Annotated in this window: 15 protein-coding genes; 14 read left to right on the forward strand and 1 reads right to left on the reverse strand. The window is 39.0% G+C overall.

The window, feature by feature from the left end; all coding sequences use genetic code 11:
* The first annotated feature begins 30 nt into the window (after positions 1–30).
* From JM81_RS09385 to argH, 13 genes are all read left to right on the forward strand, one after another.
* Positions 31–1,374, forward strand: coding sequence for a mannosyltransferase (locus JM81_RS09385; protein ID WP_144802660.1), 1,344 nt, complete (start codon positions 31–33; stop codon positions 1,372–1,374).
* Positions 1,375–1,610: 236 nt separating this feature from the next.
* The gene (locus JM81_RS09390) at positions 1,611–2,225 is read left to right on the forward strand and encodes a GNAT family N-acetyltransferase (RefSeq protein WP_089260777.1); all 615 of its coding nucleotides are present in this window, start codon (positions 1,611–1,613) and stop codon (positions 2,223–2,225) included.
* A gap of 147 nt (positions 2,226–2,372) precedes the next feature.
* Entirely contained in the window at positions 2,373–3,560 is a 1,188-nt protein-coding gene (locus tag JM81_RS09395) for an argininosuccinate synthase (protein ID WP_144802663.1), read from the forward strand.
* A gap of 215 nt (positions 3,561–3,775) precedes the next feature.
* Complete coding sequence (argC, locus tag JM81_RS09400) at positions 3,776–4,750, forward strand: N-acetyl-gamma-glutamyl-phosphate reductase (protein WP_144802666.1); 975 nt, start codon at positions 3,776–3,778, stop codon at positions 4,748–4,750.
* A 98-nt stretch (positions 4,751–4,848) separates the two neighbouring features.
* Positions 4,849–5,643, forward strand: coding sequence for a pyrroline-5-carboxylate reductase (gene proC / locus JM81_RS09405; RefSeq protein WP_144802668.1), 795 nt, complete (start codon positions 4,849–4,851; stop codon positions 5,641–5,643).
* A gap of 59 nt (positions 5,644–5,702) precedes the next feature.
* On the forward strand, positions 5,703–6,830 hold the full coding sequence (locus JM81_RS09410) for an aspartate aminotransferase family protein (protein WP_144802670.1): 1,128 nt from the start codon (positions 5,703–5,705) through the stop codon (positions 6,828–6,830).
* Entirely contained in the window at positions 6,827–8,023 is a 1,197-nt protein-coding gene (locus JM81_RS09415) for a glutamate-5-semialdehyde dehydrogenase (protein WP_144802672.1), read from the forward strand. The genes JM81_RS09410 and JM81_RS09415 overlap by 4 nt, the downstream gene beginning before the upstream one ends.
* A gap of 174 nt (positions 8,024–8,197) precedes the next feature.
* A complete protein-coding gene (proB, locus tag JM81_RS09420; RefSeq protein WP_144802676.1) occupies positions 8,198–8,962 on the forward strand; it encodes a glutamate 5-kinase in 765 nt (254 codons plus the stop codon).
* Complete coding sequence (locus JM81_RS09425) at positions 8,959–9,903, forward strand: acetylornithine carbamoyltransferase (RefSeq protein WP_144802679.1); 945 nt, start codon at positions 8,959–8,961, stop codon at positions 9,901–9,903. The genes proB and JM81_RS09425 overlap by 4 nt, the downstream gene beginning before the upstream one ends.
* Before the next feature lies 1 nt (position 9,904).
* Positions 9,905–10,660 (forward strand): SDR family NAD(P)-dependent oxidoreductase, encoded by a 756-nt coding sequence (locus tag JM81_RS09430; RefSeq protein WP_261375008.1) that lies wholly within the window; start codon positions 9,905–9,907, stop codon positions 10,658–10,660.
* A gap of 1 nt (position 10,661) precedes the next feature.
* Entirely contained in the window at positions 10,662–11,441 is a 780-nt protein-coding gene (argB, locus tag JM81_RS09435) for an acetylglutamate kinase (RefSeq protein ID WP_144802682.1), read from the forward strand.
* 1 nt (position 11,442) lies between these two features.
* Entirely contained in the window at positions 11,443–12,507 is a 1,065-nt protein-coding gene (locus JM81_RS09440; protein WP_144802685.1) for a M20 family metallo-hydrolase, read from the forward strand.
* An 83-nt stretch (positions 12,508–12,590) separates the two neighbouring features.
* Positions 12,591–13,868: an argininosuccinate lyase gene (gene argH, locus JM81_RS09445; RefSeq protein WP_144802688.1), complete on the forward strand. Its 1,278-nt coding sequence runs from the start codon at positions 12,591–12,593 to the stop codon at positions 13,866–13,868.
* On the opposite strand, the gene JM81_RS09450 is transcribed toward argH, so the two are convergent.
* On the reverse strand, positions 13,865–14,746 hold the full coding sequence (locus JM81_RS09450; RefSeq protein ID WP_089260788.1) for a YihY/virulence factor BrkB family protein: 882 nt from the start codon (positions 14,744–14,746) through the stop codon (positions 13,865–13,867). The genes argH and JM81_RS09450 overlap by 4 nt on opposite strands.
* Positions 14,747–14,980: 234 nt before the next feature.
* On the opposite strand from JM81_RS09450, the gene JM81_RS09455 reads away from it, so the two are divergent.
* Positions 14,981–22,636, forward strand: coding sequence for a BspA family leucine-rich repeat surface protein (locus JM81_RS09455; RefSeq protein WP_144802690.1), 7,656 nt, complete (start codon positions 14,981–14,983; stop codon positions 22,634–22,636).
* The last annotated feature ends 1 nt before the right edge of the window (position 22,637 follow it).

The following is a 22,637-nucleotide window of genomic DNA, read 5'->3' on the forward strand; positions in this document are numbered from 1 at the left end:
ATATTGCCTTAATACAAAACCTGACCAATAATGCCCAATTCCCTAAGTACATTTTTGAAGCTACATAAGGTTTCAATACTTTTGGCAGTGATGGGTTCAGTGTTTTATATCACTTTTGCCTATTATCTTCCCCGTACGGATTTTATAAAATTGTTGACTTTATTTGTAGCCCTGTTTTTTCTGTGTTACAAATTAATACAGTTTGAAAAATGGAATTTTAAATTTCTTTTGGCAATTGGTATTTTCTTTAGGCTATTATTTACCATTGCAGAACCCAATCTATCACAAGATTTTTATCGCTTTATTTGGGATGGGCATTTAGTGGCCAACGCTATTAATCCGTATTTACACGTACCCCAAGAACTGATTTTGGCACCCAATAATAGCATCCCCAATGCACAGCAACTTTTTAATGGTATGGGCAGCCTTAGCGCAAAGCACTATAGTAATTATCCACCTTTGAACCAGTTTATATTTGCACTTTCCTCTTTAATTGGCGGAAACAGCATTTTAGGCTCACTTGTTATAATGCGCGGTAACATAATCATGGCTGATATTGGCATCCTTTATTTTGGAAGAAAGTTGCTGAAAAACCTGAATAGATCACCTCAGTTGATTTTTTGGTATTTCCTTAATCCACTGGTTATTATTGAATTAACGGGTAATCTTCATTTTGAAGGAGTCATGCTATTCTTCTTTATAACTGCCATGTACTTATTATCAATGAAAAAGTGGCATTTGGCAGCCGTAGTCATGGCATGTTCCATCTCAATAAAACTGGTGCCATTATTGTTTCTCCCCCTATTTTTCACCTATTTGGGCTGGAAGAAAAGTTTATTATTCTATGCCATAACGGGACTTACATGTCTGCTCCTGTTTTTACCTTTTTATACCCCGTTATTTATAGACCATTATATGAGTACCCTTAGGCTTTGGTTCTCCAATTTTGAGTTCAATGCCAGCTTATATAATATAGTAAAATATACTGCCATGCATTTTGATGCCAAACCATGGGAATTCATAAAAGAATATGGAAAAATAACACCTTGGGCTACAATTACGATAGTACTCCTATTTACTTTTATACAGAAAAAACGCAATTTAAATGCAGTACTAGCATCAATGATGTGGGTATTGACCCTTTATTATTTTATGTCCACTACGGTACACCCGTGGTACATAATCTTTTTGGTGCTGCTAGCACTGTTTACTTCCTTTAGATACGCCTTGGTTTGGTCTGCGGCCATAGTCCTGAGCTATTTTGCCTATTCCCAATTAGATTACAAGGAAAATTTATGGTTGTTGGCCATTGAATATATTTCAGTATTTGGCTTTTTAAGCTATGAAATTGTTGCACAACGTAACAAAAAGTAAAGTTTTTGTAAAAAAATAACCATCGTTGATGTCAATTAAATATAATTTGTACATTTACCCCGTAATGAACGAAGAAATCTACTTTTTATACAGTACCATGAGCCCAGTTGCTCTTGCGCGTCCGTTCACATCTCGCCGTCGTCGCCCGTAAGGGTAAGATATATTTATGGAATTAGGTGAGTCCATTTCCGCACAGAACATCAAAACTTTTTTTTACACTTTAAATCCAATTGGCAATGAACTTAATTGTTGCTAACGAATCACATTTTAAATACGCACAAGACATTTGCGATACCATTGCAGAATCTGCAAAGATCCGTGGTACCGGAATTGCTAAACGTACCCCGGAATATATTCAAAAAAAACTTTCCAACGGCAATGCTATATTAGCCTTGGACGGAGAAAAATTTGCAGGTTTCTGCTATATAGAAGTCTGGGGACACGAAAAATTTGTAGCAAATTCCGGCCTTATAGTACACCCGGACTATCGTGGTCAAGGACTTGCCAAAAAAATAAAGGCCAAGGTATTTGAACTTAGCAGAAAGAAATTCCCAGATGCCAAAATCTTTGGCATTACCACAGGTTTGGCCGTTATGAAAATCAACTATGAGCTTGGCTATAAACCGGTAACCTTTTCTGAACTTACTGATGATCCAGAATTCTGGAAAGGCTGTCAAACATGCAAGAATTTTGATATTCTTACACGTACGGAACAAAAAATGTGCCTATGCACCGGTATGCTTTACGATCCTGCACATAAGAAAAAACCGGAAGAAGGAAAGCAAATGAACGGAAAGGCATTTACCAGGTTAAAGAGTATAAAGGAAAGTCTGTTCTTGAAAAAGAAATAAGAGAATAGAAGTTATGGAGCTTAAAATGACTTTTACCATTACAGATTTAATGATTAAAGTCTAGTTTCTTTCTTCTAACCTTTCAACGCTAAACCTATAGAACCAAAATAAATAATTATCCGGCTTGCCGGAATTGAACATCATACAATGAAAAAATTAGTACTAGCATACAGCGGCGGATTGGATACTTCTTATTGCGCCAAGCATTTATCAAAAGACAAAGGATTTGAAGTTCATGCAGTAAGCGTGAACACAGGAGGTTTTTCTGTAGAGGAAATAAAGGAAATTGAGAAGAAAGCTATTGAACTGGGCGCTTCTTCTTACACCTCCATCGATGCCGTACAGACCTTTTATGATAAAGTGGTGAAGTATCTTATTTTTGGGAATGTACTTAAAAACAATACCTACCCCCTATCTGTAAGTGCAGAACGAATTGTACAGGCCATAGAAATTGTTAACTACGCTAAAAAAATAGGCGCAGGTTATATTGCCCACGGTAGTACAGGCGCCGGTAATGACCAAGTACGTTTTGATATGATTTTCCAGATCATTGCCCCAGAAATTGAAATCATCACTCCAATCAGAGATAATAAACTAGCTAGGGAAGAAGAGATAGCATACCTAAAAGAAAACGGTGTAGATTATCCTTGGGAAAAAGCAAAATACTCTATCAATAGAGGACTTTGGGGTACTTCTGTTGGTGGTGAAGAGACATTAACTTCAGAAAAACCTTTACCAGATAGTGCCTACCCAAGCCAATTACAGGAAAAGAACCCTACAGAGGTGAAACTTACTTTTGAAAATGGTGAATTGGTTGCTCTAGATGGCGCAAAAGACAACCCCGTTGCAAATATTGAAAAACTAGAGGCTTTGGCATCTAAATATGCCATTGGCAGGGATATTCACGTTGGTGATACTATTATAGGCACTAAAGGTAGGGTTGGTTTTGAGGCTCCTGCTTCCTTAATTATCATAAAAGCACACCACTTATTAGAGAAACATACGCTTACAAAATGGCAACAATATCAAAAGGAACAACAAGGGAATTTTTATGGTATGTTATTGCATGAAGGTAATTACCTAGATGCTGTAATGCGCAACATAGAAACCTTCTTGACAGACACCCAAAAAACGGTTTCTGGAGATGTTTTTGTAGGCTTATATCCATTTCAATTTAGGTTACACGGTATTTCATCTAAACATGATTTAATGACCGATGCTTTTGGCAAATATGGCGAGGTCAATAAAGGATGGACAGCAGATGACGCTAAAGGATTTATTAAGATTCTTTCAAATTCCGGTAAAATCTACAACCATGTAAATGGGAATAAATAGCTAGGAGTTAGGAGTTAGGAGTTAGGAGTTAGGAGTTAGGAGTTAGGAGTTAGGAGTTAGGAGTTAGGAGTTAGGAGTTAGGAGTTAGGAAAAAATAGTATTAAGTAATGAGTACAAAGTATTAAGTGAAAATTTAAAATATTGGATAAAGTACTTCGTACTTAATACTTATTACTTGATACTTTTTACTTAATACTTATTCAGAAAATAAAATTATGATTAAAGCAGGTATTATTGGTGGTTCTGGTTATACGGGAGGTGAGCTTATTCGCATCTTATTAAATCATCCGGCAACGGAAATCGATTTTGTATTCAGTACTACTAGAGCTGGCAAAAAGGTGACAACGGCTCATCCAGATCTATTGGGAGTTACTGATATAGCGTTTACGGGTAATGTAAATCTAAATGTAAACGTTGTTTTTCTATGTTTAGGCCATGGTAATTCTACCGCATTTTTAAACGAGCATCATTTTTCAAAAGATACCGTTATCATAGATTTGAGCAATGATTTTAGATTACACGCCGATGCCAATTTCAATGGTAAGGAGTTTGTTTATGGTTTACCGGAATTATTCAAATCCGAAATTGAAAATGCAAAATATATTGCTAATCCAGGTTGTTTTGCAACTGCTATCCAATTGGCATTGCTTCCATTGGCAAAAGCTAAGTTATTGGACAACGAAGTACATATAAATGCTGTAACCGGTAGTACCGGTGCGGGTGTTAGTCCGTCTGCCACTTCGCACTTTTCATGGAGAAACAATAATGTAAGCTGGTACAAGCCTTTTACACATCAGCATTTAGGGGAAATCAACGAGAGCTTACATTCATTTCAAAAAGATACTGGCAATTTGTATTTTATGCCCAATAGAGGGAATTTTACCCGTGGTATTTTGGCAACTTCTTATACCAAATATGAGGGCAGTTTAGAGGATGCTAAAAAAATCTATCAGGAATTTTATAAGAATGCGGTGTTCACCCAAATATCAGATGAGCCCATCAATTTAAAACAAGTAGTTAATACGAATCAGTGTCACATCCATTTACATAAACATGATGATGTGCTATTGATTACTTCTGCCATAGATAACTTATTAAAAGGTGCATCTGGGCAAGCGATACAGAACTTGAACTTAATTTTTGGATTGGAAGAGAACTTGGGCCTTAATTTAAAAGCGGGCGTATTTTAACATAATTAAGCATTGGGCATTTTGTACAAAGCCAAATACATCATATTGTAACCGTTTTGTACCGATTAATCTGCCCTTGATAAAACAACGACACTAACATGAAAATAGCAATTATAGGAGCTGGAAACTTAGGACTTTCAATAGCCACGGGTATTTTGAACAGCAATGGCGCCACCAGTATGTATTTGACCAAACGGGATATAAAGTCCATTGCCGATTTTGAAAAATACGATAAGGTTACCGTAACGGATGACAATAAACTGGCCGTACAACGATCTGATATCTTAATATTTGCCGTACAACCCGTACATTTTGCTGAAATTTTGGAAAGCGTAAAGGATCTATTGACGGACAACCATGTGTTGATTTCTACCATTACCGGTTTTGGAATTGCAAAAATCGAGGCCGTCATAGGAAAGGACCATTATATTATTAGGAGTATGCCCAACACGGCTATTTCGGTCGGCAAATCCATGACCTGCATCTGTAGTAATGAAAAAGGTAAGAAAAGGGTAGAGCTTGCAAAGGCAATTTTCAATAGAATGGGACATTCCATGGAAATTCCTGAAAATCAAATGCAGGCGGCAACCGTTATCTGTGCAAGTGGGATCGCTTTTTGGATGCGCTTGATACGTGCCACTACCCAAGGGGCCATACAATTAGGGTTTGATGCCCATGAAGCACAGGAATTAGCTATGCACACCTGTAACGGAGCTGCAAGCCTTCTTATTGAATCAGGCAATCATCCGGAAGAGGAAATCGATAGGGTTACCACGCCCATGGGATGTACCATAAAAGGCCTGAACGAAATGGAGCACCAAGGACTAAGCTCATCCCTAATAAGGGGAATAGTGGCATCTTTTGACAAAATTACCGAGTTTAAGAATAGCTGAGCGTAACAAACATGCCTGCTTAAAATTAAATATGCGCTATTAGCGAAAAGTGATAACATATGAAATTATTTGACGTTTACCCTTTATATAATGTAACCCCGGTCTCTGCTCAAGGTATTGTAGTGACGGATGAAAAAGGACAGGAATATTTGGATTTTTATGGCGGTCATGCCGTAATCTCCATTGGCCACACGCACCCACACTATGTAAAACGGCTAAAAGATCAGTTGGATAAAATAGGATTTTACAGTAACGCCGTTCAAAATCCATTACAAGAAGAGTTAGCGGAAAAATTGGGTGCGGTATCCAATTGCGAGGATTATAACTTATTTATGTGCAATTCTGGGGCAGAGGCAAATGAGAATGCCCTAAAAATGGCATCATTTGTTACCGGTAAATCCAAGGTCATTGCTTTTAACAATGGTTTTCATGGACGTACCTCGGCCGCGGTGGCCGCAACGGATAACCCCTCAATCAACGCTCCTATTAACCAACAACAAAAAGTTACTTTTTTAACACTCAACGATATTAAAAGTTTTGAGAATGAAATTGTCAAAAAAAATATCTGTGCAGTTATAATTGAATCTATACAAGGTGTTGGCGGTCTGGACGAACCTACTACGGAATTTTACCAAAACGTGGCCGTTTTGTGCAAAGAGAACAATGTCATGTTAATTGCAGATGAAGTACAATGTGGATTTGGCAGAAGCGGTAAATTCTTTGGTTTTCAACATCATAACATTAAGCCGGATATTATCAGCATTGCAAAAGGTATGGGCAACGGTTTCCCCGTTGGCGGAATTTTAATTCATGAGAGCATTAAAGCTAAATACGGTATGTTAGGTACAACGTTTGGAGGTAACCATTTGGCATGTACCGCAACCTTGGCCGTATTGGAAGTCATTGAAAAGGAAAATATAATTGCCAATGCAGAAAAGCTTGGACATTATTTTAGGCAAAAGGCAACAGAAATACCACATGTAAAACGAGTAAAAGGAAGAGGTTTAATGCTTGGTTTGGAGTTCGATTTTCAAGTAGCGGAATTACGCAAGAAATTGATACATGAACATCATCTCTTTACTGGTGGTGCCAAGGACAAAACCGTTTTAAGAATATTACCGGCCCTGAATATCACGGAGCAACATCTAGATGCATTCTTTGTGGCCCTCAAAACCGCATTATCATGAGTAAGATCCTAAGCCTTGAAAAACGAAATGCGGTATTGTTGCGCATGGCAGAATTGGTAAGGCAAGAAGAATCCATTTTATTATCCGCCAACGACAAAGATTTAACTTCTTTTGAATCTGGGGACATTGCAATGACAGACCGTTTAAAGGTCAATAAAAAAAAGGTGGGGGAAATGATACTTTCCCTAAAGCAATTGGCCGCACAGGATGATCCGCTACATGTAGAGCGTTTTCAGTTTACCCATGATAACGGATTGGAGATAAGCAATAGAACGGCTCCTTTTGGAACCATAATGATTATTTACGAATCTCGGCCAGATGTTACTATTGAGGCTGCAGGAATTGCGTTCAAATCAGGAAATAAAATACTATTAAAAGGAGGTAAGGAATCGTTGAATTCCAATTTGGTACTGGTCAACCTTTGGCATAAGGCCTTAGAGGCCTGTGACTGTTCCAAGGAATGGGTAACATATTTAAATTATTCTAGGGAAGAAACACAGCGGTTTTTGGAAAACCCTTCCCAAAAACTAGATTTGATCGTACCAAGGGGTGGTGAAAAACTCATTGCTTTTGTTAAGACACATGCACAATGTCCAGTTATTGTGAGCGGACGGGGCAATAATTTTGTCTATGTCTCACATGAGGCAGACCTGCAAATGGCACTCGATGTCATTGTAAATGCCAAGACCACTAAAATTTCCGCTTGCAACGCCGTGGATAAAGTGATTATTTCCAGAGATTTACCTCGAAAAATGGAATTCTTAAATCATTTGGTACAGACCCTAAGAAAATATAACGTGGATATCATTACCGACGCAAAATTGGCAGGCTTGGAAGGAACGACCAAAATGGACAATGAATCAATTTGGCATGAGGAATTTTTAGATTACAAAATTGTAATAGGACAAGTACCTGATGTAGATGAGGCCATACAACACATCAATACGTATGGAGGTGGCCATTCGGCTGCCATAATAACCGTAAATGAAGAAGAAGCATCGGTTTTTATGCAATCTGTGGATAGTGCCGCAGTATACCACAATGCATCTACCAGATTTACGGACGGTGGGCAATTTGGACTAGGTGGTGAGCTTGCTATCAGTACGGATAAGTTACACCAACGCGGCCCTATAGGCTTGCAGCATTTGGTGACTAATAAATGGTATGTAAAAGGAAACGGACAGGTTAGATAAGTGATTCGTTGTTCGTTGTTCGTTGTTCGTTGTTCGTTGTTCGTTGTTCGTTGTTCGTTGTTCGTTGTTCGTTGTTCGTTGTTCGTTGTTCGTAAAATAAATAATAATAGTATCGGGTTATGCGCAATCGAAACCTAAAAAAGGGCTAATAGTTAAGACTAAAAGCAAAGAAGCATGTTGAAAAAGAGAATTTTATTAAAAATTGGTTCCAATACCCTAACCAAGGATACTGACCATATTTCTCGTGGTAAAATTGAGGATATAGGAAGGCAAATTGCGGCATTAAAGGACCAATATGAATTCATCATTGTGAGTTCCGGAGCTATAGCCGCAGCAAAGCAATTTGTAAAACTAGAACATAATGGCGAGGAAATTAATGTCAAGCAAGCTCTTGCATCCATAGGACAACCACATCTTATGAGGATTTTCCAGGAAAATTTCCGTGAATTGGGCTTATTTACCTCCCAATGCCTTTTATCCTATTCTGACTTTGAAAAAGAAGGTTCAAAAATAAATATTAAGAACACTATTAACGTTTTGGTCGCCAATAACTTTATCCCCATAATCAACGAGAACGATACCGTTGCCACAGATGAAATCAAGTTTGGGGACAATGATAAATTGGCCGGTCTAACCGCTGCCCTTCTTGCAGCAGATATTTTAATAATCGCGACCAATACGGATGGTATTTACACTAAGGTCTCGTTGGCCAGCAATACTCCCAAAACCATTACGAGTGTATCCGATCTTGATGAGTTGAGCCAAGAAATTGGCGACTCTAAATCCACACACGGTACCGGGGGTATGCAGTCTAAGATAGATGCCGCAACAATTGCCAGAAACGCAGGCATAGAAACTTGGATCACCAATGGCCTTACGGATAATTTCATAATAGATGCTATTGAAAACAAAAGTGTATTTACAAAAATAAAAGCATGAAGAATTACCTTTCCATAAATGATATAGATGTTTTGTCCAATTGGGTAAAAGAAGCCATATCATTAAAAAAAGACCCTAAAAAATTTAAGAAACTTGGTAGCGATAAGACGATCGGACTCCTATTTTTCAACAATTCTCTACGTACACGATTAAGCACACAAAAGGCCGCAATGAATTTGGGTATGGACGTGATTGTAATGAATTTTGGAAGCGAAGGGTGGGCGTTGGAATATGCCGATGGCACTATTATGGACCAAGGCACATCTGAACATATAAAAGAGGCGGCGCAAGTAATTTCCCAATATTGTGATATCATTGCCATACGTGCATTTGCCGGTTTGGTAGATAAGAAACTAGATGAAGCGGAAGAAGTATTGAACGGATTTAAAAAATATGCCAATGTTCCCATCGTTAACATGGAAAGTTCCGTTGGGCATCCGTTACAGGCCCTTACCGATGCCATTACCATGGAAGAACATAATTTTAAAAACAATCCTAAAGTGGTCTTATCTTGGGCTCCCCACCCTAGATCCTTACCGCACGCCGTAGCCAATTCCTTTGTGCAAATGATGCAGAAACAACATGCGGAATTTGTAATCACCCACCCAAAAGGATATGAACTAGACCCAAACATCACAAAAGATTGTACTATTGAGCACGACCAAGAAAAAGCTTTAGAAAACGCCGATTTTGTTTATGTAAAAAACTGGAGCAGCTATAACGATTATGGTCAAATAAAATCGCAAGACCCAAACTGGCAAATGACGCTTAAGAAATTAGGCAAGGCAAAATTTATGCATTGCCTACCCGTACGTAGAAATGTAGTGGTAGCAGATGAAGTTTTGGACAGTGACCAATCTTTGGTCATTGAGCAGGCAAACAATAGGACCTATGCGGCGCAGTTGGTACTAAAAAAAATACTGGAGAATTTAAAAGACTAACGTGGGCCATAAACTTGAACATAAGGTAGCGATAGTAACAGGGGCAACCAGCGGCATGGGCAAAGCCATTGCAAGATCCTTTGTTGCCAATGGCGCCAGCGTTGTATTATCCGGCAGGAATATTGAACGTGGTAAAAAGTTGGCAAAGGAACTAGGAAATCGGGCCCTGTTTTTAAGTGGTGATGTAAGCATTGGTGCCTATAACGAACAACTTGTGCGGTTGGCCGTGGAACGATTTGGAAGATTGGATATCCTTTCCTTGAATGCCGGAATTTTAGGTATAGGTAGTGTCACAGATTTAGAGGAACACGTATGGAATACCACGTTACATACCAACCTTTCCTCTATATTTCTCCTTTCAAAATATGCTATTCCAGAATTGCAAAAGCAACCGGTAAGTTCAATACTTATCAATGCCTCTATAGCCGCCTATAAAAGTTTTCCGCAACATCCGGCATATTGTGCCTCAAAGGCAGGTTCTCTTGCCTTAATGCGCCAAATGGCGGTAGAGTACGCCCCAACCATAAGGGTAAATGCCATGTGTCCAGGACCTGTAGACACCCCATTGCTACATGATTCCGCCAAAGCGTTCAACGATCCTTCCAAGGCCGTGGAAAATGCCGGCAAGAGTACACTTTTAAATAGGCTTGGAAAAGCTAGTGATGTTGCCAACCTAGCGTTGTTCCTGGTTTCTGAAGATGCGTCTTGGATTACAGGTTCTGCAATGACCATTGATGGAGGTAAAATAAACACATAACATGAAAGAAGTAGTTTCCATAGTTAAAATTGGTGGTAACGTTATTGAGGATGACCATGCCCTAGACCAATTTTTGAATTCCTTTTCTAAATTAAAAGGACCAAAAGTATTGATTCATGGAGGTGGAAAATTAGCCACCAAATTGGCCACTAGATTGGGCATACCATCTAATATGGTAGATGGCAGACGTATTACGGACAAAGAAACCGTAGATGTCATTACCATGGTGTATGCTGGTTTAGCCAATAAAAAAATTGTAGCCCAACTTCAGTCCAAAGGTATTAATGCCTTAGGTATGAGCGGCGCGGACGGCAATAGCATTCAAGCTCATAAAAGACCTGTCAAAGAGATAGATTATGGTTTTGTTGGCGATATTGACGGGATAAATTCCAAAATGATCGCTAATTTATTGGGTACAGGAATCACACCTGTTTTCTGTGCTATTTCCCATGATGGAAAAGGTCAGTTACTAAATACCAACGCAGATACCATAGCCGCTGAAATTTCCATTGCAATGGCATCTTATTATGAAGTTATACTATATTATTGTTTTGAGAAAAAAGGGGTTTTAATGCATATAGAGGACGAAAATTCGGTCATAGAACATATAAACACAACAACCTATAAGGAACTTTTGGACAAAGGTATCATTGCCGATGGCATGTTGCCCAAGCTACATAACTGCTTTCATGCATTAGAACACAATGTTGCAAAGGTATGCTTGGGAGATGTGGGCATGCTCCAAAAAAACGCAGAACTGTTCACTACCATAACGCTTTAAAATGAATCAAGAACAACTTACGAAAAGCGCACTTGAATTACTTAAAAATTTAATTGCAATAGAATCTTTCTCCAAAGAAGAGGATAAGACCGCAGCTGCCATACAGGCTTGGTTGGCCAGTTATAATATCCCAACCGAGAGAGATATAAACAACGTTATTGCCAAAAATAAATATTGGGATGATAGTAAACCAACACTGCTCCTAAACTCTCACCATGATACGGTAAAACCAAATACGGCCTATACCAAAAATCCGTTTGACCCTCATATAGAGGATGGTAAGTTATTTGGACTTGGAAGTAATGATGCCGGCGGACCATTGGTATCACTTTTGGCTACATTCATTAATTTTTACGAGGCCGAAAACCTCAACCATAACATTTTAATGGTGGCTTCCGCAGAAGAGGAAAATGCCGGGGAAAATAGTCTTAGGGGGCTATTGCCCAAACTTCCACCAATTGACGTGGCCATTGTTGGAGAACCTACCCTTATGCAGTTAGCCATAGCGGAAAAAGGTTTGGTAGTTTTTGATGCTGTGGTAAAAGGTACCCCATCACATGCCGCACATCCTAATACGGACAATGCAATCTATAATACAATTGATGCACTCAATTGGTTCAAGAATTATAAATTCAAAAAAACGTCAGAGGCACTTGGAGATGTAAAATTGACCGTTACCCAAATTAATGCCGGTACCCAGCACAACGTGGTGCCTGCACATGTAGATTTAGTCATAGACGTACGGGTTAACGATGCATATTCCAATAAGGAAATAGCAGATATTTTGAAGAAAGAGGCCCCTTGTTCTATCAAGGAACGGTCTTTACGTTTAAACTCTTCTAAAATAGACAAGGACCATCCTTTGGTACAATCCGGTATTGCGTTGGGAAGGTCCACTTACGGCTCTCCCACCCTGTCCGATCAGGCGGCATTAAGTTGTCAATCCTTAAAATTAGGACCAGGTGATAGTACACGTTCCCATTCTGCCAATGAATTTATTTATGTTCATGAAATTGAGGAAGGCATAGATTTGTATATTAAATTATTAAAAGGATTTTTGCAATAGGCAGTTCTCTTAGAATTAACATACCATACTGTACGGATAGCATATTTAAATATGATATTTGAACTACTAATTGAAATTGAATTATGAAACTTTGGGATAAAGGATTTAGCACGGATAAAAAAATAGACCATTTTACAGTGGGCAATGATAGGGAGTTAGACCTTCACTTGGCAAAATATGATGTCATAGCCTCAAAAGCCCATGCTAAAATGCTAGGCAAAATTGGTTTGTTGACCACTAAAGAAACCAAGGAATTGGTAGATGAGCTAGATTTAATTGCTGCCAGAATTGAAAAAGGTACGTTTTCCATAGAAAAATCCTTTGAGGACATGCATTCAAAAATTGAATACATGCTTACTTTGAGCCTAGGGGATACCGGTAAAAAAATACATACCGCACGATCAAGAAACGATCAGGTTTTAGTGGCCATGCATCTTTATTTAAAAGATGAACTGAAAGAAATTAAGTCAATGACAAAGTCCTTGTTCAACCTTTTGATAGTAAAGGCGGAAGAACACAAGGAGGTACTATTGCCTGGTTATACCCACCTACAAATAGCCATGCCATCCTCTTTTGGGCTTTGGTTCTCTGCCTATGCTGAAAGTTTAATAGACGACCTATATTTTATAGAGGCCGCTTTTAAAGTAGCGGACCAAAACCCGTTGGGAAGTGCCGCAGGATATGGCAGCTCTTTTGATATAGACCGTAGTTTCACCACTAAGGAAATGGGCTTTGAAACAATGAAATATAATGTTGTAGCAGCTCAAATGAGCCGTGGAAAAGCAGAAAAAGCTGCAGCCTTTGGTTTGGCAAATATTGCCGCAACCCTCTCTAAAATGGCTATGGACATATGTCTTTACATGAGTCAGAACTTTAATTTTATTTCTTTTCCGGACGAGTTGACCACAGGCTCAAGTATAATGCCGCACAAAAAAAATCCGGATGTATTTGAATTGATAAGGGGTAAATGCAACAAACTCCAATCCATTCCCAATCAATTGACATTAGTCATCAACAATCTTCCCAGCGGTTATCATAGGGACCTACAATTGGTAAAGGAAATTATTGTACCTGCCATTCAAGATATGAAAGCCTGTATTGAAATACTTACTTTCAGCCTTAAGGAAATACAAGTTAACACTGCTATTTTGGAAGACCCTAAATATGACTATCTATTTAGTGTGGACACCCTTAACGAGCATGTGCAAAATGGTATGCCGTTTAGGGATGCCTATAAAAAAATGGGTATGGAAATTCAGGAAGGTACATTTTCACCAAAAAGGGATATACATCATACCCATGAAGGAAGTTTAGGTAACTTGTGCCTAAAAGAAATTGCGGAAAAGATGAAAAAGGTCTAGTCCCTTTTCACATATTTGTCCGAATATATTTTGGTGAATTGTGCACCAAATGTAACGATCAAGCTAGAGTACGAAACCCAGAGCATGACCAAAATTATGCTTCCGGCGGCTCCATAGGTTGACCCAGGCTCTGCCTTTCCAAAATAGAAAGCCAAAGCATATTTTCCAATTAAAAATGAAAAAGTGGTCAATGCGGCCCCTACTTTAACCGCCTTCCAACGTACATGGGTACTGGGCAAATACTTGAACATTGCGCCAAACAACAAGTAGATAAATGTGAGTGACAATAGAATATCCAAAACAAAACCCAAAGCTAACATGCCTTCTGGCAACAATCTGGACAAATGAGCTGAAAAAGCGGATAAAAATGAAGTAAGTACAAAACTTATAAGCAATAAAAAACCAAATATAAGTATGAAACCAAATCCTTTCAACCGCATGAAAAGTGTAGAAAGTACTTCATTGGTATATTTTGGTTTTGCATTCCAAATATCGTTCAACGCATTTTGTAATTGATAAAATACTCCGGTCGCACCATAAATGAGAACCCCAACCCCTAAAATCGTGGCAATTACGGAGGTATTTTCGCTACCTCTATCTGCAATCATTTCTTGGATAGATTGTGCGGTTTCCGGCCCCATAGCAGATGAAATCTCGGCGAATAATTCTCCTCGCACAATTTCTTTTCCCCATATACCTCCTACCAGTTCCAAAATCAATATTAAAAGACCCGGTAATGAAAGTATAGCGTAATAAGCGATTACGGCACTTATTTGAAATGGTTCTTTAGCCATCCATGCCTTAAAGGTATCTACCATTAACCTTGGTAGATGTCTAAAATTAAATGTAGGTGTATTTAAATCTTGGGTATTAGACATTAAAATTATTTTAGCTGACCCTAAAATATACCATGTTCAAAACCCATACTGATTCTATTGCGTAAAATTCTATCCCTTAAGCAATAACGAACCTCATATAATATTTTGATTTTGACCAAGTTCAACAGTATTGTTAAGGTTCACACTTATTATTTGCCCTTACACAACAAATAATTTTAACACTTAGCGTTCATTATCATATTTGATGATAATACATCGTACAAAACCAACAACATGCCTAACTTAACGAAAGTTATATCCCTCTTACTTTTATTCATAAGCATAAACCTATCCTCCCAAGAATTTACGACCATTTGGACTACCACTAATAGTAGTTCGGGCTCTTCGGGGAACAATGAAGTCAGCATTCCTACCAACCCTGCATATACCACATATAATTATAATGTAGATTGGGGAGATGGTACTTCAGATGCCAATGTAACCGGCAATATATTACACACGTATGCCACCTCTGGAACCTATACCATAAAAATCAGCGGTAGTTTTCCCGCTATATATTTTAATGATACCGGAGATAGAAATAAAATCATAGAAATTTTAGATTGGGGAAATATTCAATGGCAAAGTATGGAAAACGCCTTTTTTGGATGTGAAAACCTAAATTTTGATGCTATAGCCGCTCCCGACCTATCCCAAGTAAGCAGTTTAAAAAATATGTTTAGGGAATGTTATTCATTTAACGGAATTGTTAATTCTTGGGATGTGAACAACGTAACGGATATATCAGGAATGTTTGCAAGTTGCTCCGTATTTAATAGGCCATTGGACAACTGGACGACGAACTTGGTTACCGATATGTCTGAAACATTTAAAAACTGTTCATCGTTCAACGAACCATTGGACAATTGGAATACATCTGCAGTTTCCACCATGAAAGATATGTTCTATTCCTGTGTGAACTTTAACCAAAACATCAGTAACTGGAACGTTAGTCAAGTTACGGACATGGCCGGTATGTTCGTTGCCTGTAGAAAATTCAATCAACCTTTGGGCAATTGGGACGTAAGCCAAGTTACAGATATGAACTTAATGTTCTTCAGGACCAACGACTTTAACCAGGACCTTAGCTCATGGCAGGTAGGCAATGTTACAGATATGACCCGTATGTTTCACGAATCTGCCATTAGTTATCCTATGAACGACTGGGATGTTGCCAAGGTAACCTCTATGCAGCAAATGTTTGCCGATACCCCAAATTTTAATCAACCTTTGAGCAATTGGGATGTAAGCAATGTTACCAACATGGCCCAAATGTTCCGTAATGCAAGACTTTTTGACCAACCGTTGAATGATTGGGACGTATCTGCAGTAACGACCATGCAATCTATGTTTGCAGGAACTTCATCCCCTACCTCTACGTCATTTAACCAGCCTTTGAACAATTGGGACGTTAGCAACGTAACGGATATGAGCTCTATGTTCTACAATAGCACTACGTTCAACCAAAATATCAATAACTGGAACGTTTCATCAGTGACCAACATGTCACAAATGTTCCGCAATGCAGACGCCTTTAACCAACCCTTGAACAATTGGGACGTTAGCAATGTAAGCAACATGCAATACATGTTTCAACAAAATGATGGTTTTGACCAACCCTTAAATGATTGGACAACGAGCAGCCTTACCAATATTTCATTTATTTTTTCCGGTAATTCTATATATAACCACCCTCTCAACAACTGGGACGTAAGTAAGGTAACCAACATGGGAAGCGCATTTAACAATGCTTCCGCGTTTAATCAAAACCTTGGGGTTTGGGATATAAGTTCCGTTACCAATTTGGGTAATATGCTATCTAACAGTGGTATCTCCCAAGAAAATTATGATGCCATCCTTACCGCTTGGTCCAACCAAACGGTACGTTCAGGATTAACCTTAGGCGCAACCAATCTACAATATTGTGATGCCTTACCACAACGGCAGAGTTTGATCGATGATGATGGATGGAACATTTTAGGAGATGCCGTAAACTGCTCTTACGTACTTTGTACGGATATTACCATGCCACATGCCAGTGATACCGCTACTCCTGCTAATAGTGATATACGTTGGGACCCTGCCCCAAATGCAAATGGTTATAGGGTTACCATAGAAGTTGAAAGAGGTGGTACAAGAAGTTATGTAAGTATTAACGGCAACCCTGCAAACAATTATGATATTGGAAATGTAGTGGGCGTAAGTTTCACCAATGAGTTTTTGGCTGGGGATACGGTATTTGTAACCGTAGTTCCGTATAACAGCGAAGGCCCTGCCACAGGATGCCAGGAGATTAGTTTTACCGTTGTTGAAAGTTGGGTCAATAATCCCAATGCGTTTAAATTCACGATCGATACCAGAAATTTAGATACCCAGTCTACGGCCACTAATCAATATAGATTACAATTGTTAAGCAGCTTGGATTATGATTTTAATATAGATTGGGGAGATGGACAATATAACAATAATGTAAGTAGTGATATTACCCATACCTATTTGGCCCCAGATATATATACCATATCTATTATAGGAGATTTTCCATCATTTTACCATGCCTCCTCCAACAGGGACAACCTTAAATTAATTTCAATGGACCAATGGGGATCGCAGGTATGGGAAAGTATGCGACAAACATTTTACTTCTGTGAGAATATGGAGTATAATGCTACGGATACCCCTAACTTGTCTATGGTAACAGACATGCGAAGTATGTTCAGAAGAGCAACTTTGTTCAATACCAACATCAATAATTGGGATGTAAGCAATGTTACGGACATGAGCGCTATGTTTTACCAAGCATACATTTACAACCAGCCCATGGATACCTGGAATGTAAGTAATGTTACCAGAATGGACAATATGTTTGATACCGCAAATGAATTCAATCAAAATATTAATGGTTGGGATGTATCAAACGTTACCAGTATGTATAACATGTTCTCCAATACGGACAATTATAACCAACCATTGAACAATTGGAATGTATCCTCCGTAACCTCTATGCGCCAAATGTTCCAAAGAGCAGATGTCTTTAACCAACCTTTGGATAATTGGGATGTTTCATCGGTAACCAATATGCATGAAATGTTCTATGATGCAGAACTATTTAATCAAAATATTGATAATTGGGACGTAGGCAATGTTACCCTTACCAGTGGTATGTTCTATAGTGCTAAAGCATTTAACCAACCTTTAAACTCATGGGATGTTTCTAAAGTAACCAATATGTCATCTATGTTTTATGGTGCCAGTGTATTTGACCAACCGCTTAACGATTGGACCGTAGACAATGTTACCAATATGTCCTCAATGTTCAGCTCTGCAACTTCCTTTAATCAAAATATTGAAAGCTGGAACGTAACCAATGTTATCAGCATGTCCTATATGTTCAATTACGCCACCTCATACAACCAAGCACTAAATAATTGGGATGTAAATTCAGTAGTGAATATGAGTGGCATGTTCAGGGGCACCCAAAGTTTTAACCAGCCCTTAAACAATTGGGATGTAAGTGCAGTGGCCAATATGAGCGCTATGTTTGAAGATGCTATTATTTTTAACCAACCTCTTGACAACTGGAACGTAAGTTCCGTAACATTAATGGAGTCCATGTTTGAAGATGCCGAGGCATATAATCAACCTATGAACAATTGGAATGTTTTTGTGGTTACCAATTTTGAATCAATGTTCCAAAATGCTGCAGTGTTCAACCAACCCTTAAATAATTGGAATACCGAAAAAGCCAAAAATATGGCCTCTATGTTTTATGGGGCAAATACTTTCGACCAAGATATTGATTCCTGGAACGTAACTTATGTAACCACCATGGCAAATATGTTTAGGGAGGCATATGCGTTCAACAGGTCCTTGAACAGTTGGAACGTGGCATCTGTAAATACAATGAGCAGCATGTTCCAAAACGCAACAAGTTTTAATGAAAATATAGCGGGTTGGAACGTTCGTGGGGTCACTACCATGCAAAATATGTTCAATGGAGCTAGCTCTTTTAACCAAAATCTCAATAATTGGCGTGTTTCCGGTGTGAGTAACATGGATTATATGTTTAGGGACGCTACCGCTTATAATCAAGCTATGGATTTATGGAATTTAGGTGATGTAAGTATGCGCTCCGCTTTTTATAATGCAACTACTTTTAACCAATATCTGGGAGATTGGGATATTAGTGGAGTCAACAACATGACCGATATGTTGGACAATACGGCGCTAACCAGGGAAAATTACGACAACACTTTAATTGCTTGGTCTGATCAAACCCTTACCAATGGAATTACGTTAGGTGCGCAAGGATTACCCTATTGTGATGCCCAAGAAGAAAGATTGTCCATCATGACCAACTTTGGTTGGACATTTGATTTGGATGTTCGCGATTGCCCTATACCCGAGTGTACATTACTGGCGTCCCCATTAAATGGCGATACAGATGTACCGGTAAATACGAACATTACCTGGGAACCCACTTTGTTTGCCCAAGGATATCGATTAACCGTAGGCACCTCTGCAGGAGGTAATGATATCGTGGACAATGAAACTATTATCAACGAAACATCCTATGAATTTGCAACCAATTTCAATACAGGGGATATCATATTTGTAACTTTAATTCCTTTTAACGATGAAGGGGAAGCCGTTGGTCCGTGTACAGAAGAAAGCTTTACCATATCCAATGATCCCGCAACTATACCTGAATGTACTTCCATGACAGCTCCCTTAAACGGAGCCAATGACATTTCCGTAGGCACAGATTTAAGTTGGAACCCTATTTCCAATGCAGATGGCTACCTATTAAATGTGGGTACATCGTCCGGAGCTACTGATATCTTGAACGGATTGGATGTGGGCAATACCATACATTACGAATTTACCACAGATCTACCGGAGGACAGTGATATTTATGTTACTATTACCCCATATAATGATGAGGGCAACGCCACTTGTACAGAAGAAGTATTCCACACAGAAATAATTCCCGTACCTCCTACCTGTACCAATCTAACACTGCCCCTTAATGGTGCCGTTGATGTTGCTAAAGACACTCATTTGACTTGGAACGCCATAAATAATGCTACAGGATATTTGGTCAAAGTTGGTACCACTGCCGGAGGAAATGAAGTTGTGAACAATATAGATGTAGGCAATGTTACTACCTATGATATTCCTGTAGACCTGCAGGAAGGAAGATTACATTATGTAACGATTACACCGTATAATTTGGAAGGTGATGCCGCTAACTGTACGGAAGAGACTTTTACTACGGGAGATTCCAGTATTCCCCCTCCATGTACCATGTTGACCTCACCAAGTAACAATGCTATCGGTGTTGATCCAAGCACCAATCTAACCTGGGTAGAACAGACCTCGGCTACAGGGTATTTACTGACCGTAGGAACTTCATCGGGTGGTTCGGATATTTTTTCCGGAGACGTAGGTAACGTCATTACCTATGACCTAGCAACAGACTTGCCAGAGAATACTACAATTTTTGTTACTATAACTCCTTATAACGACAACGGCAATCCAACATGTAGCGAAGAACGTTTTACCACCAACGGTCCTCCCCAGTGCACAAGCCTATCAAGCCCTGCAAATTTAGCGGTCAATGTACCCGTAGATACAGGTATTGAATGGAATGCTACTGCCGGTGCAGTTGGTTATAAGTTAACGGTAAACGCTAGTATTACTACAGCAAACAATGTTATGGGGCTAGACATATCTTCAGGAACTACCTATAACTTTCCCAATAACTTTGAACAAGGGGAAACGGTTACCGTGACCATTGTTCCTTACAATAGTTTTGGTGATGCGGTAGGCCCTTGTACCCCAGAAAGCTTTACCATTGTTCCACCACCTAGACCAAATTGTACAACGTTAACAGAACCTCTTTCCAATGCGGTAGATGTTAACACGGACACCAATATAGAATGGGCACCCGTTATAGGTGCCGAAGGTTACAAATTAACAGTAACGGCCAGTAACAGTACGGCAAATAATTTAACGGATACCAATGTTACCACAGGTAATTCCTATAATTTCCTCAATGATTTTGAACAAGGGGAAAACGTAACGGTAACCGTAATACCTTATAATACTTCAGGTGATGCCATAGGGTGTAATTCAGAATCTTTTACCATTAAACCTGTACCTAGTTGTACAACCTTAAGCGCACCGCTAAATGAAGCTACAAATGTAGATTTGAATACTTCAATTTCATGGAATGCAGTGAGCGATGCGATCGGATATTTTGTATCAGTAACCGCAGGTGCCAGTACTGCAAATAATATAACCCAACTTAAAACTACGGATACCTCGTATACTTTTAATTCCAGTTTTGACCAAGGTGAAACGGTATCCGTACAAATTGTTCCTTATAATGAATCAGGAAACGCCATTGGCTGTGCTACGGAACGTTTTACCATAGAGTCCGTACCGGTATGTACCAACTTAATATCACCTGTAAATGGTGCAATTGACCTACCTGTTGACCCAACCTTGGAATGGATGCCCATTGATACAGCTGTGGGGTATAGACTTTCAGTAACGGCGAGCAGTAGTACAGTAAACAATGTTATAGATCTTGACATAACTTCTGGCAACACCTATACGTTCCCTAACGAATTTGAGCAAGAGGAAACGGTTACCGTTTCCATTACTCCCTACAACGATGCCGGTGAAGCTATAAACTGCCCAGCAGAAAGCTTCACGATAAAACCAATTCCTAACTGTACCAATCTTAATTCTCCGGAAAATGGCCAAGTGTTGGCACAGGTAAATGAAATATCCTGGAATGCGGACCCCTATGCAAACGGTTATAGGCTAACAGTAACGGCAGATTCTAGCACGATCAACAATGTTGACAATTTGGACATTACAGATACGTCGTACACATTTCCTCAGAATTTTAATGAGGGAGAAACTGTAACGGTTACCATAGTTCCCTACAATGAACTTGGAATTGCAGCGGGATGCTCTCCCGAAAGTTTTACCATACGCCCTTTACCTGTATGTACCGATCTAATTGCACCATTGCAAAATGGAATAAATATCCCCGTTACTACAGATATAGAATGGAACAATGTGCTTGATGCCGATGGTTATAGAATATCCGTAGGTACAACACCCAACGGTACGGATATTGTTGAAAACGAAGATGTTGCATCTTTGACGAGCTACACGTTCGCAGAAAATCTTCCATCGGAAACAATGATCTATGTAAGTATAATTCCATACAATACATCGGGAGATGCTCAAAATTGCTCGTATGATAGCTTTGAAACCGGCAGGATAGCTCCGGATTGTGCCACAATAGTATCCCCTGCAAATGGGGAACGCGATGTTCCGTTGGAAAGTGTTATAACATGGAACGAAGTAGAAAAAACAGATGGTTATCGTATATCTATTGGTACTTCACCACAAAATAATGACTTGGTGGACAATTTGGATATGGGTACGGAAACAAGCTATACCCACCCTGAAGAATTCCCTTTTGGCACTGAAATCCATGTAACCATAACGGCCTATAATACTGTTGGAGACGCAATGGATTGTAATCAATTTACCTTTACCACTTTAGTACCGGAAGATGATACAAAATACGGATTCTCACCAAATGGAGATGGTATAAATGACTATTGGCATATTGAACATATAGAATATTATCCGCAAAATATTGTCACCATTTATAACCGTTGGGGCGATATGGTTTTTCAAATTGAAAATTATGATAATGCATCCCACATTTTCTCGGGAACCGCCAATATGAAAACCAAAATGGGAGCGGATATACTTCCATCTGGTACTTACTTCTTCAATATACAAATAGAGGGTGAAACTATTTTAAACAAAACTCAAGGTTTCCTTGTATTAAAGCGATAGT

Source organism: Maribacter sp. MAR_2009_72, assembly GCF_007827235.1.
Taxonomy (GTDB): domain Bacteria; phylum Bacteroidota; class Bacteroidia; order Flavobacteriales; family Flavobacteriaceae; genus Maribacter; species Maribacter sedimenticola.

What these genes read in the sequence shown, in the direction of transcription:
- JM81_RS09450 (WP_089260788.1), bottom strand. Translation starts at nt 14,746, where the DNA reads ATGTCTAATACCCAAGATTTAAATACACCTACATTTAATTTTAGACAT.
- JM81_RS09410 (WP_144802670.1), top strand. Translation starts at nt 5,703, where the DNA reads ATGAAATTATTTGACGTTTACCCTTTATATAATGTAACCCCGGTCTCT.
- JM81_RS09440 (WP_144802685.1), top strand. Translation starts at nt 11,443, where the DNA reads ATGAATCAAGAACAACTTACGAAAAGCGCACTTGAATTACTTAAAAAT.
- JM81_RS09395 (WP_144802663.1), top strand. Translation starts at nt 2,373, where the DNA reads ATGAAAAAATTAGTACTAGCATACAGCGGCGGATTGGATACTTCTTAT.
- JM81_RS09385 (WP_144802660.1), top strand. Translation starts at nt 31, where the DNA reads ATGCCCAATTCCCTAAGTACATTTTTGAAGCTACATAAGGTTTCAATA.
- JM81_RS09415 (WP_144802672.1), top strand. Translation starts at nt 6,827, where the DNA reads ATGAGTAAGATCCTAAGCCTTGAAAAACGAAATGCGGTATTGTTGCGC.
- proB (WP_144802676.1), top strand. Translation starts at nt 8,198, where the DNA reads ATGTTGAAAAAGAGAATTTTATTAAAAATTGGTTCCAATACCCTAACC.
- proC (WP_144802668.1), top strand. Translation starts at nt 4,849, where the DNA reads ATGAAAATAGCAATTATAGGAGCTGGAAACTTAGGACTTTCAATAGCC.
- argH (WP_144802688.1), top strand. Translation starts at nt 12,591, where the DNA reads ATGAAACTTTGGGATAAAGGATTTAGCACGGATAAAAAAATAGACCAT.
- argB (WP_144802682.1), top strand. Translation starts at nt 10,662, where the DNA reads ATGAAAGAAGTAGTTTCCATAGTTAAAATTGGTGGTAACGTTATTGAG.
- JM81_RS09455 (WP_144802690.1), top strand. Translation starts at nt 14,981, where the DNA reads ATGCCTAACTTAACGAAAGTTATATCCCTCTTACTTTTATTCATAAGC.
- JM81_RS09390 (WP_089260777.1), top strand. Translation starts at nt 1,611, where the DNA reads ATGAACTTAATTGTTGCTAACGAATCACATTTTAAATACGCACAAGAC.
- argC (WP_144802666.1), top strand. Translation starts at nt 3,776, where the DNA reads ATGATTAAAGCAGGTATTATTGGTGGTTCTGGTTATACGGGAGGTGAG.
- JM81_RS09425 (WP_144802679.1), top strand. Translation starts at nt 8,959, where the DNA reads ATGAAGAATTACCTTTCCATAAATGATATAGATGTTTTGTCCAATTGG.